The organism is Micromonospora sp. SYSU B005 (assembly GCF_055362685.1).
The window spans coordinates 438166-454157 of the sequence record NZ_JAXCFU010000002.1 but is presented as its reverse complement, the minus strand read 5'-3'; the positions used below and the strand labels follow the sequence as shown (position 1 = coordinate 454157).

Sequence of the window (15992 nt, the reverse complement as noted above, 5' to 3'; positions counted from 1 at the left end):
CCAAGGGGGCACGCACCGGCCGCCCCGAATCCACTGGTACAACCAGTTGACGGGTTGATGTGTTCGGGGCCACACTGCCTCGCATGACCTTCGATCCCGCGCCTCGTGTCTCGGTCTCCGACCACGTCTTCGGGCGGCTGCGCGACGCGATCGTGTCCGGTCGCTACGCGCCGGGCGAGACGCTGCCCGGCGAGCGGGAGCTGGCCGGGGCGTTCGCGGTCAACCGGCACGCCGTCCGGGAGGCACTGCGCCGCCTGCAACAGCTCGGCCTGGTCCGGGTCAGCCAGGGCGGCGCGACCCGGGTGCTGGACTGGCGGGTCCACGCCGGACTGGACCTCGCGCTGTCCCTGGCCCGCTCCGGCGACGTACTCCCGGTCGAGACGCTGGTGCGCGACATGCTGGAGATGCGGGCCTGCGTCGGGATCGACGCGGCCCGGCTCTGCGCCGAGCGCGCGGACGCGGCGCTCGTAGCCGCCCTGGTCCGGGCCGCCGAGGAGTACGGCGACCTGGCCCCCGATCTGGACCTGATGAACGAGGCGAACATCGCCGTCTGGCGGCTGATCGTGCGCGGCAGCGGCAACACCGCCTACCAGCTCGCCTTCAACAGCCTGGTGGCCGGCACGTTCGCGGTCGGCGACGTCCCCCCGGACGCCCGCGCGGCCGAACTGCTCGACGTGGCCGGGCACCGCCGTCTCGCCGCGTCGATCGCCTCCGGTCAGGGCGCGGCGGCGGCCCGGCACGCCCGGGAGCTGCTGACCGCGCCGATCACCACCCCCACCACCACCCCCACCTCCGGAAGGGAAGCGCGCGCATGATCCCCGCCGTGCTGTACGCCGTCCCGGCGTTCCTGCTCCTGATCGTCATCGAGGCGGTCTCCTACCGCTTCCTGCCCGACGACGACGAACGCGGCTACGAGCTGCGCGACACCACCACCAGCCTGTCGATGGGGCTGGGCAGCCAGATCATCGGCTTCCCGTGGAAGCTGCTGACCGTCGGTGCGTTCGCGGCGCTGTGGACCGTGGCGCCGGTGCACCTGTCCCCCGGCGACTGGTGGACCTGGGTGATCCTGTTCTTCGCCGACGACCTGGCCTACTACTGGTTCCACCGCTCGCACCACGAGGTACGCGTGCTCTGGGCCAGCCACGTCGTGCACCACTCCAGCGTCTACTACAACTTCTCGACCGCGTTGCGGCAGAGCTGGACGCCGATGACCTCGCTGCCGTTCTGGCTGGCGCTGGCACTGCTCGGCATCCCGCCGTGGATGATCTTCCTCCAGCAGTCGGTCAGCCTGCTGTACCAGTTCTTCCTGCACACCGAGCGGATCAGGGTGCTGCCCCGGCCGATCGAGTGGATCTTCAACACGCCGTCGCACCACCGGGTGCACCACGGCTCGAACACCGAGTACCTGGACCGCAACTACGGCGGCATCCTGATCATCTGGGATCGGCTGTTCGGCACGTTCGAGCCGGAGCGGGCCACCGCGCGCTACGGCCTGACCAAGAACATCGGCACCTACAACCCGCTGCGGGTGGCCACCCACGAGTTCGCCGCGATCTGGTCCGACGTACGCCGGGCCGACTCCTGGCGGCACCGGCTGGGCTACCTGTTCGGCCGTCCCGGCTGGCAGCCGGCCCGATGAGGCGCTCCTGGCTGCTGCCCCTGTTCGGGCTGATCGCGACCGTCGAACTGGTCGGGGTCGCGCTCGACTCGACAGCGCTCCAGTGGCTGGCCAAGCCGCTGCTGGCGCCGGTGCTGCTGGCGTACCTCTGGGCGCACCGGCGCCGCGTCGACGCGGTGGCGGTCGGCCTGGTCGCCGCCACCGCGGGCGACGTCGCGCTGCTTCTGCCGGGCGATACCGCGTTCCTGGCCGGGATGGGCTTCTTCCTGGTCACCCAGATCGCGTTCATCACCGCCTTCGTCCGGCACCGGCGCGCGCCGGTCGTGGCGTGGGCCGCTTACCTGGTCGCCTGGGCGGGCGCGAACGCGCTGCTCTGGGGCATGCTCGGGCCGCTTCGGTTGCCGGTGCTCGGTTACAGCCTGGCGCTGTGCCTGATGGCCGCCGCCGCGACCGGGGTGTCGGCGCGGGTCGCCGCGGGCGGGGCGCTCTTCCTCGTCTCCGATCTGCTCATCGGCGTGGGCGCGGCCGGCGTGGACCTGCCCGGGCGAGGGCTGCTGGTGATGGTCACCTACTGCGCCGCGCTGCTGCTCATCACCACCGGCTGGGTGGCCGCGGCGCGCCCGGCGACCGGCCCGCAACCGCCCCCGGCGAGTATCCTGCTCGCGTGGCCAGGGAGAACGGGCGCAAGCTGATCGCCTCGAACAAGAAGGCGCGGCACGACTACGACATCCTCAAGACGTACGAGGCGGGCATCGTGCTGGCCGGCACCGAGGTCAAGTCGCTGCGCGAGGGGCGGGTGTCGCTTGTCGACGCGTTCGCCCAGGAGCGCGACGGCGAGATCATGCTGTACGGCCTGCACATCGCCGAGTACGGCTTCGGCACCTGGACCAACCACGCGCCCCGGCGCACCCGCAAGCTGCTGCTGCACCGGGTGGAGATCGCCCGGATCCTGGAGAAGCTGCGCGACGGCGGCATCACGCTGGTGCCGCTGTCGATGTACTTCGCCGACGGCTGGGCCAAGGTGGAGCTGGGCCTGGCCCGGGGCCGCCGGTCGTACGACAAGCGCCAGGCGCTGGCCGAGCGGGACGCGAAGAAGGAGATCGCCCGGGAGATGGGCCGCCGGCTCAAGGGCCGGGCGGCGGCGCGGCGGGGCTGAGCGCGCCGTTTTCTGTCCCAGGGCGGTGGCACGCTGAGGCGCATGACCGATCTGACCTGGAACCCGCTGCTCCGCGAGCAGCTCACCTGGCACTGGACCTACCAGTTGCGCGACCGCCTCGCCGGGCTCACCGACGCCGAATACCTCTGGGAGCCGGTCCCCGACTGCTGGAGCGTGCGGCCGCGCGGCGACGACGGCACCCCGGCGATCGACTTCGCGATGCCGCAGCCGGACCCGCCGCCGTTCACCACCATCGCCTGGCGGCTGGCCCACGTCATCGTCGGCGTGCTGGCCATGCGCAACGCGTCGCACTTCGGCCGCGCGCCCACCGACTACGCCTCGTTCCCCTACTCCCCGACGGCGGCCGGCGCGCTGGCCCAGCTCGACGAGGAGTACGCCGCCTGGACGGCGGGGGTCGAGGCGCTCGGCGAGGAGGGCCTGGCCCGCCCCTGCGGCCCGGCGGAGGGGCCGTTCGCCGACGTCCCGATGGCCACGCTCGTGCTGCACATCAACCGGGAGGTGATCCACCACCTCTCCGAGGTGTGCCTGCTGCGCGACCTGTACCGCCACACATCCGAGGCAGCGCGATAAATACAAGACTCCTTGTACATCATATCTTGTAGGTCTAGCCTGGCGGCATGACTGACGGAACCGGCAACCGGCGCGTGAGCGACCCGCGAGCCATGCGGGCGCTCGCCCACCCCACCCGGCTGCGGCTGCTCGGCGAGCTGCGCCTGCGCGGCCCGCAGACGGTCGGCATGCTCAGCGAGCGGACCGGCGAGGCGGTCGGCTCGGTCAGCTACCACGTCGGCAAGCTGGTCGAGCACGGCTTCGTGGCCGAGGCGCCCGAGCTGGCCCGGGACCGGCGCGAGCGGTGGTGGCGGGCCGCGCACGCCACCACCGACTGGGATCCCCTCGAACTGCTCGACGACCCGGAGCGCCGGCTCGCCGGCAACATGCTGCGCCAGGCCGCCATGCAGCGCTACGTCGACCGCTACCAGGCGTACCTGGACTCGGAGGCGAGCCTCGACCCGGCGTGGGTCCGCGGCACCACCAGCAGCGACATGGTGCTGCGCCTGACGCCGGAGGAACTGGTCGAACTGCGCGACGAGCTGTCCGCGCTGGGCCGGCGCTGGCAGGAGCGCGGCGCGCCCGGCCGGCCCGGCGCCGAGATGGTCACGCTCATCTGGCAGGCGTACCGGGGGCCGCAGTGACCCGCGACCGCCGGCCCCTGGCCGGACTGCTGATCGGGCACGCCGTCTCGCTGACCGGCAACGTGCTCACGCTCATCGCGCTGCCGCTCTACGTGCTGGCCGAGACCGGCTCACCCGCCGCCACCGGGCTCGCCGGGGCGTTCGCCACCGCGCCGGTGGTGCTCGGCGGCGCGTTCGGCGGCGTGCTCGTCGACCGGATCGGCTACCGGCGCTCCAGCGTGCTCGCCGACGTGATCTCCGGCGTGACGATCGCCGCCGTACCCCTGTTGCACGCCACCGTCGGCCTGCCGTTCCCGGCGCTGCTGGCCCTGGTCTTCGTCAGCGGCCTGCTCGACACGCCGGGGCAGACCGCGCGCACGGCGTTGCTGCCGGAGGCCGCGGCGGCGGCAGGGGTGCCGATCGAGCGGGCCGCCGGGTGGGAGGACGCGACCTCGCGCGGCGCCCGGATGATCGGCGCACCCGTGGCCGGCCTGCTGGTCGGGGTTTTCGGGGCGGTGCCGGTGCTGGCGCTGGACGCGGTGACGTTCGCCGTGTCGGCGCTCGTGGTGACCCTGCTGGTACCGCGTGGCCTGCGGCCGTCCGACGACGGGAGCGAGCCGGAGACCGGTGGCTACTGGCGGCAGTTCGCCGCCGGGCTGCGCTTCCTGGTCCGCGAGCCGCTGTTGCGCGCCATGGTCCTGCTGGTGCTGGTGACGAACCTGTTCGACGCGGCCAAGAGCCAGGTGCTGCTGCCGGTGGTCGCCGAACGGGAACTCGGCGGGCCGGCCGCGTTCGGCCTGCTGGTCGGCGTCATGGGCGGTGGAGCGCTGATCGGCTCGCTGGTGTTCAGCGCGATCGGTCACCGGCTGCCCCGCCGGGCCACGTTCGTCACCGCGTACGTGGTGTGCGGCGCGCCACCACTGTGGGCGCTCGCCGCCGCGCCGCCGCTGCCGGTGGTGGTCGCCGTGGTCGCGACGGCCGGGCTGGCCGCCGGTGCGCTCAACCCGCTGATGGGCGCGGTCCAGTTGGAGCGCGTGCCGCCGGCCATGCGGGCCCGGGTGTACGGGGTGATCGGCGCGGGCGCGTGGGCGGCCATGCCGGCCGGCGCGGTCGGCGCGGGGTTCGCCGCGGACCGGTTCGGCCCCACGTCCACGCTCGTCGTGATGGGCGCCTGCTATCTGCTGGTGGTGCTGACGCCGCTGCTCGGCGGCCCGTGGCGGGACATGCGCCGGCCCACCGTGGTGCGGCAACGCGAGCCGGAGCCCACATCGGAGCGCCAGCGGGAAACGCTCTCTTGACATCGACCGGCTTCGTTCATACCTTCATCGAAGTCTATTTGTATGGTTTGTTAACCGTTGGGCGGGGCCGGCCGCCGTGACGGGGAACAGCCACCACCCCGCAGGAGGCGCCCCGTGCGCACCATCCGTACCCTCGCCGCCCTGGCGGTGACAGCGGTCGGCCTCACCGCCGCCCTCGCCGCCGTCCCCAGCACCCCGGCCGCCGCCGCCCCCGGCGCGGTCACCTGGTCCGACGACTTCAACGGCCCGGCCGGCGCCGCCCCCGACGCGAGCAAGTGGCGCTACGACATCGGTGGCGGCGGCTGGGGCAACAACGAGCTGCAGTACTACACGAACAGCACCCGCAACGCCGCACTCGACGGCAACGGCAACCTGGTCATCACCGCCCGCAAGGAGAACCCCGCCGGCTACTCGTGCTGGTACGGAAGCTGCCAGTACACCTCGGCCCGGCTGCTCACCAACGGCACCTTCGCCCAGGCGTACGGGCGGTTCGAGGCGCGCATCAAGGTCCCGCGTGGACAGGGGCTGTGGCCGGCGTTCTGGATGCTCGGCAACGACATCGGCACGAACCCGTGGCCCGGCAGCGGCGAGATCGACATCATGGAGAACGTCGGCTACGCGCCGTCGACCGTCTGGGGCACGCTGCACGGCCCCGGCTACTCAGGCGGCAGCGGCGTCGGCGCGTCCACCTCGCTCCCGGGCGGCCAGGCGCTCGCCGACGCCTTCCACACGTTCGCGGTGGACTGGGCGCCGGACTCGATCACCTGGTACCTCGACGGCGTGGCGTACTCCCGCAAGACGCCCGCCGACATCGGCGGCAACCGCTGGGTCTTCGACCACCCGTTCTTCATGATCATGAATGTGGCGGTCGGCGGCAACTGGCCCGGCTCGCCGGACGGCAGCACCACGTTCCCGCAGACCATGACCATCGACTACGTCCGGGTCCAGGCGTGGGACAACGGCGGCGGGGGCACCGGCGGCCAGATCGTCGGGTACGGGAACAAGTGTGTCGACGTGGCCAGCGCCGGCACCGCGAACGGCACCCCGGTGCAACTGTGGACCTGCAACGGCACCGCCGCCCAGCGCTGGACCTGGAACGCAGACGGCTCGGTACGCGCGCTCGGCAAGTGCCTCGACGTGGCCGCCGGGTCCACGGCGAGCGGCGCCAAGGTGCAGCTCTACGACTGCAACGGCACCGGCGCGCAGAAGTGGGTGTTCAGCGCGGCCGGGGACATCGTGAACCCCCAGGCGAACAAGTGCCTGGACGCGACGGGTCCCAGCTCGGCCGACGGCACCCGGCTGCAGATCTGGGACTGCACCGGCGCCGCCAACCAGAAATGGCGGCGCTGACCGGTGCCCCCGCCCCCGCCCCTCCCTCTCTCCCCGCGATCTTGCACTTTCGGCCCGAGCGGCGCCCCGAATGCCCCATTCACCCGGGCACAAACTGCAAGATCAGCGAGGCTGGCTGGCCAGGGCTGGCTGGCCGGGGCTGGGGATCGCTGATGGCGTTGCGTTTCTCGGGGCGGCCTGGGATACCGTGAGGTTCGTTTCGCTGCCGCGAGACCAGGTCATCGATCTCCTGGAAGCGCGATCATGGATGAAGTGACCGGCGCGCCGGCGTCGACGAGCGGGTTCACGCCGGAACCGATCCCCACCGCACGGCTGAATCTGCTGCCGCTGGGTGTCGAGCATGCCGAGGAGATGGCCGCCGTCCTCGCCGACCCGGCGCTGCACACCTTCATCGGCGGCGGGCCCGCCACCCCGGCGGCGTTGCGGGCCCGCTACGAACGGCTTGTCGCCGGCTCACCCGACCCGGCCGAGTCGTGGTGCAACTGGGTCATCCGGCTCCGGGACGGCGGCCGGCTGGCCGGCTTCGTCCAAGCCACGGTCACCGAGCCACACGGGACCGTGACGGACGCCGCCACGGCGGGCGCGCGGGCGGTAGGACACCGGCACCTCGACGAGGCGGCACCGGCCACCGCGGGACCGGTCGCGGAGATCGCCTGGGTGGTGGGAACCCGGTGGCAGGGGCGCGGGATCGCCACCGAGGCCGCCCGTGGGATGGCCGGCTGGCTGGGGCGGCGCGGTGTGCGTACCCTCGTGGCCCACATCCATCCCGGCCACCGCGCGTCGGCCGCGGTGGCCACGGCCTGCGGCCTGACCCCCACCGACGTGTGGCACGACGGCGAGGTCCGCTGGACCGGACCTGCCGCCCCGCCTCCCCCGCCTGCCCCGAGTTGACCAAGGAGTTCGTGTCGGATACGACGTCCGATCCGGACACGAACTCCTTGATCACCGGGGAGAGCGCGGGGGCCGGGGGGTCAGAAGGGGGCGTCCACGGAGAGGCGGCGGACCTGGGTCAGGTAGGGGTCCAGTTCGCCCACCTCGAAGCGGCATGTGCCGATGACGTGCCAGAACTGGCCGCCCGGGTCGCCGTCCAGCTTGTACCGGCCGTCCGGGCTGACCGCCGCCCACCCGTCGGGCAGGCCGATGAGCGTGGTCCGCAACTGGGCGTGCTCCGGGTCGGCGACGTCCCACAGCCGTACCGTGCCGTCGTCACCGGCGCTGGCGAGCAGGCTGCTGTCCGGGCTGAAGTGCACCGACCAGACGCGCCGGGTGTGCGCCGCAAGGGTGCCGTGCAGCCGGCCGGTGACCGGATCCCACAGCCGGATCACCAGGTCGTCGCCGGCGGTGGCGAGCAGGTTGCCGTCCGGGCTGAACGCGCAGGACCAGAGCCGGCCGTCGTGTTCGGTGAGCACCAGGCGCCGCTCACCCGTGACCGCGTCCCAGACCACCGCCGTGCCGTCGTTGCCGGCGCTGGCGAGCAGCGTGCCCTCGCTGTTGAAGCCGACCGAGTAGACCCGGTCGGTGTGGTGTTCGAGGGTGAGCCGGCAGGTGGCGGTGGCGGCGTCCCAGAGCCGTACCGTCTGGTCGTCGCAGCCGGTGGCGATGGTCTCGCCGTCGGGGCTGAACGCGACGGTGCGCACGCGCCCCCGGTGCGGGGTGAGCGTGGCGAAGTGGCGGCCGGTACGGCGGTACCAGAGGCGTACCGTGTCGTCGTCGTTCGCGGTGGCGAGGGCGTCGCCGTCGGGGCTGAACGCGACCGCCCAGACGTGGTCGGTGTCCACGTTGAGTTCGCGCTCGTCGGCGCCCGTGTCGGTGTTCCACAGGTGCACGCCGCCGTCGCCGCTCGGGGTGGCCACCAGCGGTTCATCCGGGCAGAACACCACGGACAGCAGCCGGTCGGCCGGGCTGGCGAGCTGCCGCAGCAGACGGCCGGTACGCGGCTCCCAGAGCCGGATCACGCCGTCGTTGCCGCAGGCGGCGAGCACCTCGCCGTCGTCGCGGAAGGACAGCGCGGTGACCTTGCGGCCGTGCCCGCGCAGCGTGTGCTGGAGCTGCCCGCTGCGGACGTCCCACAGCCGGGTGGTGCCGTCGTTGCTGCTGGTCGCCACCTGGTTCTGGTCCGGCCGCCAGACCACCGGCCAGACCGAGCCGCGGTGCCGGGTCAGCTCGTGCCGCACCTGCCCGTCGTCGGTGTCCCAGAGCTGGATCGCGCCGTCGCTGGCGGCGGTGGCGAGCAGGCTGCCGTCGCCGTTGAACCGGACGCTGTAGATCGCGCCGCGCTGCCGCCCGAGCACCCGCACCGGCCGGCCCGTCTCGGTCTCCCACAGCCGCAGCGCGCCGTGCGTGTCGCCGGTGGCCATCAGCGTGCCGTCGGGGTGGATGTCGAGGGCGTACACGTCGGCCTCGTGGCCGCGCGGCGCGCGCAGCAGCTCGCCGTCGGCGGCCCGGCGGATCCAGATGCGGCCGTGCTGCCCGACGGCGGCCAGCAGCCGGCCGTCCGGTGAGTGCACGACCCGGTAGACCACCTCGGGCTCCTGCACCTCGAACGCCAGCTTGCCGGTCGGGATGTCCCACCCACGGACCGTGCCGGCGCTGTCGGCGACCACGACCCGCCGTCCGTCCGGGCTGAACGAGGTGCCCCAGATCGGCGCGGAGTGGCCGGGCCACTCGTGGCGCAGCCGGGCGCCACGGGTGTCGTAGAGCCGCACCACGCCCGCGGCGTCGCCGACCACCAGGCGGCCGCGGCGGCCGTCGGTGAGCAGCGGCCACACCCAGCCGGTGAACACGTCCTCGATGACGTGCCGCACGTCGCCGTGGTCGGCGTCCCACAGCCGTACGGTGAGGTCGGCCGAGCCGGTGACGAGCTGGTGGGACGCGGCGTCGTAGCGGACCGCGTACACCCGGGAGCGGTGCCCCTGGAGCGTGCGTACCGGCAGCCCGGTGGCGGTGTCGCAGAGCAGCACACCGCCGTCGTCGCTGCCGACGGCGAGCACCGCGCCGTCAGGGCTGTACGCCACGGGCACCGGCAGCCGGCCCACCTCGAAGCCGTACCCGACGCCCACGGCGGGCGGAGCGAGGCCCGGCGCGACCGGCCGGCCCGGTGCGACGACGGCGCCGCGCAGTTCCGGGGCGCGCAGCAGCGCCGGGTCGGCGCTGACGTCGATCAGCGCGGTGCGGTGCCAGCTGCTGCCGGCCACGCGCGCGCCGCGCAGATCGGTCCGGAACAGGCGCGCGCCGGCCATCTCCGTGTCGCGCAGGTCCGCCCCGGCGAGGCGGGCCTGGTCCAGCCGGGCGCCGCGCAGCCGGGCGTGCTCCAGCCGCGCCTCGGTCAGGTTGGTGGCGATCAGCCGCGCGTCGGTCAGGTCGGCACCGGTCAGGTCGGCGCCGGCGAGTTCGCGGTGCGACAGGTCCTCGCCGCGCAGCACCGCGCCGCGCAGGTCGGCCCGGTCGGGCAGGCGCAGCCGGGCGGACAGCCGCAGAGCGTTGGCGCGCAGCGTCTCGCCCGCCGACTCGTCACCGAGCACCCGCGCGGTCCAGGCGGTGCAGCGGGCCGGGTCGGCGAGGTCGCCGAGGAACTCCACCGCGAGCGCGGACAGCGACCGTACCGCCAGCGCGCCCGGCTCCTCGCCCCTGTTGATCTGCTCGGCCACCCCCTCGGCGACGAGCCACTCCATCACCGAGGTGTGGATGAACCCGAACAGCCCGTCGTCGGTACGGACGAGCAGGCTGCCCGCGCCGACCGCGTGCGCCGCCTGCGGGCCGGACAGCCGCGAGTCGGCCCGGCCGGCGAGCTGGCCGGTGGACTCGGCCAGCTCGGCCAGGCGCAGGTACGCCTCGCCGCTCTCCCAGAGCTGGAACGCCAGCCGGCTCACCGCCTGCCACAGCTCGGGCCGGCGCAGGCTCACCGGGGCGCCCGGGATGCCCTGGGTACGGCGCTCCTCGAAGTCCAGCCAGGACTCCAGGATCTCCCGGTACAGCGCGGCGGCGCTGAACGTGCCGCCCGCCCCGGCGACGGCGGCGAGCCGCCCCTCGTCGAGGTTGGCGATGAAGCCGAGCATGCGCGGGTTGCGGGAGAGCCCGAGCAGGTCCTTCACGCCGGCGAGCAGGTCCATCCGCTCGCGGGCGGCCCGCTCGTCGCCGCCGTACCGGTTGCGCAGGAACGCCTCGATCTGCCCGGGGGTGAAGTCCTCCACGGCCAGGACGCGGCGGTGCGGCAGCAGGCCGACCCGCTCGCCGAGCGCGGTCAGCACCTGCGAGTTGGTCTTGAAGTGCTGGGTCCGGCTGCTCACCACGATCTTCGCGTTGCCCTCGGCGGCCTGCAGCAGCGTCTCCAGGTGGTCGGCCGCCCGGTCGTAGGTCACCCGGGCCACCAGCTCGTCGAAGCCGTCGAACAGCAGCACGATGCGGCCCTGGCGCAGCATGTAGCGGAACGCCTTGAGGTCGATCACCTGCTCGCCGTGGTTGGCCAGGTGCGCGGCGACCAGCCCGTCCACGGAGTGCGCCTTGTCCAGCGCCCGCAGCTCCACCAGGATCGGAATCAGGTCCGGCGCGGCGGTGGGCAGCCGCCGGGCCACCTCCCGCAACGCGAACGTCTTGCCCCGGCCGAAGTCACCGAGCACCAGCACGAACCGGCCGTCCGGCGCGGACACGGTCTCCAGCAGCTCGTCCACCACGTCGTCGCGGACGCGCTGGTCGGCGCCGACGAGGTGGCGGTAGCGCTGCGGCACGTACTGCCCGGGCGGGTAGAGCCGGTCGGCCTGCAGCCGGGCGGTCTGCGCGGCGACGTACTCGCGCAGGTCGAGCAGGCCCTGGAACTCGGTCAGGTGCAGCACGCGTACGCCGCGCCGCTGCGCCTCCTCGGCCAGCCCGCGCGGCACCCGGTCGCCGTCGTAGACCAGCTCGGAGGCGATGTCCGGGTCGGTGGCGTGCACCCGGCGGGCGAAGACGTCCACGTCGGCGGCGGTGGGGGTGCCCACGTGCGCGCCGACGCGCTGCTGGCGGACCACCCCGTCGGAGCGGTAGCTGATGTACAGGTGCGGCGGATCGGTGCCGACGCGGCGCACCACCACCCGGTCGTAGCGGGCCTCGCAGACCTCGGCGAGCCGGTCCAGTAGCCGCTGCACCGGGGCGACCGGCGCGGCGGCCACCGCCGCGCCCTGGGTGGCCCCCTCGACGGCGGCCGGGCGACGCGGGTCGGGCACCTGGGCCGGGCCGGACGCGCCGAAGGTGGCCTCCGCGTGCGGCCAGGACACGGCGGTGACCGTGCCGCCGTCGAGCCGGTCGTCGCGGCCGAGCACCCAGCGGGTCATCCCGTCGCCGCCGAGCCGCAGCACCTGCGCCCGGCCGTCGCGGGGCGCGGCGGCCAGCGGCACCACCGGGTCGACCCGGGCCGACGGCGCGGCGTCGGAGAGCAGCAGGTTGAGCATCGGGCCGACCAGCCGGTTGACCGAGCCGCGGTCGCGCAGCGACACCGGGTCCGGGGGCACCTCGTCGGCGTACGGGCTGCGCGCCCCCGGCGCGTGCGCCATCGCGCCCAGCCGCAGCCAGCCGGACTGCTGGTAGTGGCGCAGGCGCTGGGCGAACCAGCTGGACTGCGCCTCGCCGAGGAAGCCGTACCGGTCCTCCTCCCGGTGGGTGATGGCGATGGTGGAGTTCAGCCCGGCCACCACCACCCGCAGGTCGGGTACCGGGAACAGTGTCCAGGGCTGCTCGCTGTCGAAGATCCGGTCGTCGAGCCCCTGGTAGAGGTCGTCGAACAGGCGCGCGTAGTGCCGCCACTTCGGCCAGTACGGCGGCTGCGGGTCGACGTCGTCGGCCTCGCAGGTGGCGAAGTACGCGCGGCTGGCGGCCATCGTCACGTCGCGCGGGCCGGGCACCACGACGAGGCGGTGCGGTTCCAGCCCGAGCAGCACCCGCAGGCCGGTGAGGAAGCTCAGCGCGTCGGAGAACTCGCGCGGGCTGCCCGACTCGGTGAGGTTGCCGGCGACGACGAGCAGGTCCGGCCGGGGCACGCCGTCGTTCATCAGCAGCGTGAGGTCGCCCATCAGGTGTTCCTGCACCTCACCAGGGGTGACCGGCGCGCCGGGGGTGATCACGCCCCGGCCGAAGCGCGGCCCGGCCACCTGGAGCACGGTGACGGTGTCCCGGGTGGTCGGTGGCGCCACCGCGGCGGGCGGGAACGGCGGCGGGTTGATCGGGGTACGCCGGGCGCGGCGGGGCGCGGGCGCGCCGGCGGCCGGCGCGGCGAGCACCCCGTGCGGGTCGGCCGGGTGGTGCGGGAACGCCGGCTGCCGCATCGGCTTGGCGCGGCCGTCGAGCGCCTCCCGGATGCGGTCGAGCACCCGGTTGCGGGCCTGCGCCGGGTCGTTGACGCCGACCAGGTCCACATAGGTGATGGTGGCGAGCAGGCCGTCGATCGGGCAGTCCTCGACGCGTACCGTGACGAGCTTGTTGCCGGTGCCGTCCGGGTCGGCGCGCAGCGCGGCCTGCCACTCCAGCTTGCCGTACGTGGAGTGCAGGTAGCGTTCGGACAGCACCGCCACGACCACCTCGGCCTCGCGGACGCCACGGTCCATGAAGTCGATGAAGTTGGTGCCGGCGACGAAGTCCCACGCCTGCAGCAGCGTGCGATAGCCGGCCGCCTCGAACTCCCACGCCAGCCACGTGGCCCAGCGTTCGTCGGCCGGTGAGTAGCTGATGAAGAAATCGATGGGTCGGTCGGACCGGGTGGGGTGCGCGCCTACAACCACATGGTCATTATGGCCACCGACGGTCAACAGATCGACACCCTCGGCAGCCCGGTTCGCGACCGCGTCGGGCTCCTGCGTCCGCACCGGCGTGTGGGAGGATCATCCCTCGTGGAGACCCCCGGCGATCCGCCGAACGCCGTGCCCGACCGCTCCCGCTGGGGCCGCCTGCACGTGCTGGACTGGATCGCGATCGGGCTGGCCGTGCTCGGCGTGGTGTTCGTGCTCACCGGGCTGCTGCCCCGCGCCGACGCCGAGGGCACGATGCGCCGGATCATCCCGATCCTGATCTTCCTCGGCACGGTCGTGGTGCTGGCCGAGCTGACCGCCGTGGCCGGGGTGTTCGACGCGCTCGCGACCCGGGTGGCGGTGACCGCGCGGGGCAGTTTCCGGGCCCTGTTCTGGCTCTGCGTCGGTTTCGCCTCGGTGACCACCATCGCGCTCAACCTGGACACCACGGCGGTGCTGCTCACGCCGGTGATGATCGCGCTGGCCCGGGCGCTGAACGTGCCGCCGACGCCGCTGGCGATGACCACCGTGTGGCTGGCGAACACGGCGAGCCTGCTGCTGCCGGTGTCCAACCTGACGAACATCCTGGCCAGCGACCGGGTCGACCTGGACCCGGTGCCGTGGGCGGCCCGGATGTGGTGGCCGCAGCTGGTGGCCGTCGCGGTGACCGCGCTGCTGCTGTGGTGGTGGTACTGGCGTCCGGCGCGCGCCGGGGCCGACCCGTTCGTCCCGCCGCCGCCGTACGTGCCGCCGGACCGGGTGCTCTACCGCACCGCGCTCGCCGCCTGCCTGCTGTTCGTCGCCGGGATCCTCGCCGGGGTGGAGATCGGCATCGCCTCGGGGGTGGCCGCCGCGATCCTGGTCGCCGGTTTCGCGGTGCGGGCCCGGCACCGGCTGCGGCCCGCGCTGGTGCCGTGGCGGCTGCTGGTGTTCGTGACCGGGTTGTTCCTGGTGGTGCAGACCATCGGCCGGTACGGCCTGGACACGGTGATGGGCACGCTGATCGGCACCGACCCGGGCGCGGAGGGGGCGCTGCGGGCGGGCGCGGTCGGCGCGCTGTTCAGCAACGCGGTGAACAACCTGCCCGCGTACCTGGCCGGCGAGGCGGTGATCGCAGCCGACCGGCACACCCAGTTGCTGGCGCTGCTGATCGGCACGAACGTGGGCCCGCTGGCCACGCCGTGGGCGTCGCTGGCCACACTGATCTGGTACGAACGCTGCCGGGCCGCCGGGGTCGCCGTGCCACTGGGCCGGTTCGTGGCCACCAGCGCCGCGCTCGCCGTGCTCGCCACCACCGCCACCGTCACGGCGCTTCTTGTCGGTCCCGGCGCCTAGCATCGCGACCATGAGCAACGCGCCCGAGATCGTCCGCCGCTACTTCGCGCTCGCCGGCCAGGCCGACAAGGAGCCCTACCTCGCGCTGTTCGCCGACGACGCGGTGGTCGAGGACGAGGGACGCACCCACCGCGGCATCGACGAGATCCGCGCCTGGCGCAGCGGCACGCCGCTGGTGTCGTACGAGATCACCGACGTGGAGCAGACGCCGGCCGGGATCGTGGTGACGGCCACGATCAGCGGCGACTTCCCCGGCAGCCCGTTCGCCGGGCTGCGGTTCCGGTTCGAGGAGTACGACGACACCCGCATCCGTCGGCTGCGCATCGCCCCCTGAGCCGGGGCGGGAAAACCGGTACGGCCCGATCCCGGCCGGTGGCTACCGTGCCCACATGACCGCCGCGCCCACGCTGCACTTCTGCACCGACCCGGGCGAGTTCCTCGCCGCCGCCGGGGCCTATCTGGCCGCCGATCCGGTGGTCGGCACCGTCGTCGCCAGCGTCACGCACCGGATGGTGGCCCGCCGCGCCGAGGGCGTCGCGCTGCCCGAGGACGACTGGTGGCTGGTGGTGCGGGACGGCTCCGGGGCGGTGGTGGGCGCCGCGATGCGTACCGCGCCGTTCCCGCCGCGACCGCCGTTCCTGCTGCCGATGCCGCGGGAAGCAGCCGTGGCGCTGGCCGGGGCGTGGCACCGGCGCGGCGAGCGGGTCCGCGCGGTGAACGGCGCGCTGCCCGCCGCGCGCGCCTGCGCCGACGAGGTCGCACGTCTCGACGGCGGGCGGGTCGCGGTGGCCCAGCACACCCGGCTGCACGTGCTCGACCAGCCCATCCCGCCCGCACCGGTGCCCGGCGCGCTGCGGAGCGCCACCGTCGACGACGTCGACCTGGTCGCCGCGTGGTTCGGCGCGTTTTCGGCCGACGCCGACGAGCAGGCGGGCCGCCCGCGCGGGACGAGCGCCCACGAGACGCCCGACCACGCCGAGCTGCTGCACCGGATCCGGGACGGCCGGGTGTGGTTCTGGACCGACGAGTCGGGTGCTCCGGTACACCTGACCGCCGCCAACCCGACGTCGTTCGGCGTGGCCCGCGTCGGCCCTGTCTACACGCCACCCGAGCAGCGCGGGCGCGGCTGGGCCGGAAACGCCGTCGCCGAGGTCAGCCGGCTGCTCACCGCCGAGGGCGCGCGGGTGTGCCTGTTCACCGACCAGGCCAACCCGGTGTCGAACCGGCTCTACGCCCGGCTCGGTTTCCGGCCGGTGGTCGACATGGCCAACCTGGTGCTGGTCGACTGAG

13 protein-coding genes are annotated in these 15992 nt (G+C 73.8%); 12 read left to right on the top strand and 1 reads right to left on the bottom strand.

Annotated elements, in window-relative coordinates; translation table 11 throughout:
- The first annotated feature begins 83 nt into the window (after positions 1–83).
- The 9 genes from SM452_RS07330 (at position 84) to SM452_RS07290 (ending at position 7506) form a co-directional block, all read left to right on the top strand.
- Complete coding sequence (locus SM452_RS07330; RefSeq protein ID WP_463839557.1) at positions 84–815, top strand: FadR/GntR family transcriptional regulator; 732 nt, start codon at positions 84–86, stop codon at positions 813–815.
- Positions 812–1639, top strand: coding sequence for a sterol desaturase family protein (locus tag SM452_RS07325; RefSeq protein ID WP_262011626.1), 828 nt, complete (start codon positions 812–814; stop codon positions 1637–1639). The genes SM452_RS07330 and SM452_RS07325 overlap by 4 nt, the downstream gene beginning before the upstream one ends.
- Positions 1636–2310: a lysoplasmalogenase gene (locus SM452_RS07320; protein ID WP_402806525.1), complete on the top strand. Its 675-nt coding sequence runs from the start codon at positions 1636–1638 to the stop codon at positions 2308–2310. The genes SM452_RS07325 and SM452_RS07320 overlap by 4 nt, the downstream gene beginning before the upstream one ends.
- A complete protein-coding gene (gene smpB / locus SM452_RS07315; protein WP_262011628.1) occupies positions 2283–2774 on the top strand; it encodes an SsrA-binding protein SmpB in 492 nt (163 codons plus the stop codon). Before SM452_RS07320 ends, smpB begins: the two co-directional genes overlap by 28 nt.
- A 42-nt stretch (positions 2775–2816) precedes the next feature.
- A complete protein-coding gene (locus SM452_RS07310) occupies positions 2817–3365 on the top strand; it encodes a DinB family protein (RefSeq protein WP_355508811.1) in 549 nt (182 codons plus the stop codon).
- A gap of 47 nt (positions 3366–3412) precedes the next feature.
- Positions 3413–3988, top strand: a complete 576-nt coding sequence (locus tag SM452_RS07305; RefSeq protein ID WP_262011630.1) for a winged helix-turn-helix domain-containing protein — start codon at positions 3413–3415, stop codon at positions 3986–3988.
- Positions 3985–5265, top strand: coding sequence for an MFS transporter (locus tag SM452_RS07300; protein WP_463839556.1), 1281 nt, complete (start codon positions 3985–3987; stop codon positions 5263–5265). The genes SM452_RS07305 and SM452_RS07300 overlap by 4 nt, the downstream gene beginning before the upstream one ends.
- Positions 5266–5379: 114 nt before the next feature.
- The gene (locus SM452_RS07295) at positions 5380–6615 is read left to right on the top strand and encodes a ricin-type beta-trefoil lectin domain protein (RefSeq protein WP_450067436.1); all 1236 of its coding nucleotides are present in this window, start codon (positions 5380–5382) and stop codon (positions 6613–6615) included.
- Between the two features lie 243 nt (positions 6616–6858).
- The gene (locus SM452_RS07290; RefSeq protein WP_262011633.1) at positions 6859–7506 is read left to right on the top strand and encodes a GNAT family N-acetyltransferase; all 648 of its coding nucleotides are present in this window, start codon (positions 6859–6861) and stop codon (positions 7504–7506) included.
- 80 nt (positions 7507–7586) lie between these two features.
- On the opposite strand, the gene SM452_RS07285 is transcribed toward SM452_RS07290, so the two are convergent.
- The gene (locus SM452_RS07285) at positions 7587–13361 is read right to left on the bottom strand and encodes a WD40 domain-containing protein (protein WP_355508817.1); all 5775 of its coding nucleotides are present in this window, start codon (positions 13359–13361) and stop codon (positions 7587–7589) included.
- 108 nt (positions 13362–13469) lie between these two features.
- Between SM452_RS07285 and SM452_RS07280 the strand changes: the two genes are divergently transcribed.
- Genes SM452_RS07280 through SM452_RS07270 form a run of 3 tightly spaced genes read left to right on the top strand, consistent with a single transcriptional unit; the run spans position 13470 to position 15991 of the window.
- The gene (locus SM452_RS07280; RefSeq protein WP_262011635.1) at positions 13470–14702 is read left to right on the top strand and encodes an ArsB/NhaD family transporter; all 1233 of its coding nucleotides are present in this window, start codon (positions 13470–13472) and stop codon (positions 14700–14702) included.
- A gap of 10 nt (positions 14703–14712) precedes the next feature.
- Positions 14713–15036 (top strand): nuclear transport factor 2 family protein, encoded by a 324-nt coding sequence (locus SM452_RS07275; RefSeq protein WP_262011636.1) that lies wholly within the window; start codon positions 14713–14715, stop codon positions 15034–15036.
- A 55-nt stretch (positions 15037–15091) separates the two neighbouring features.
- Positions 15092–15991 carry a GNAT family N-acetyltransferase gene (locus SM452_RS07270; RefSeq protein ID WP_463839555.1) on the top strand — a complete coding sequence of 300 codons (900 nt, stop codon included), beginning with the start codon at positions 15092–15094 and terminating at the stop codon, positions 15989–15991.
- The last annotated feature ends 1 nt before the right edge of the window (position 15992 follow it).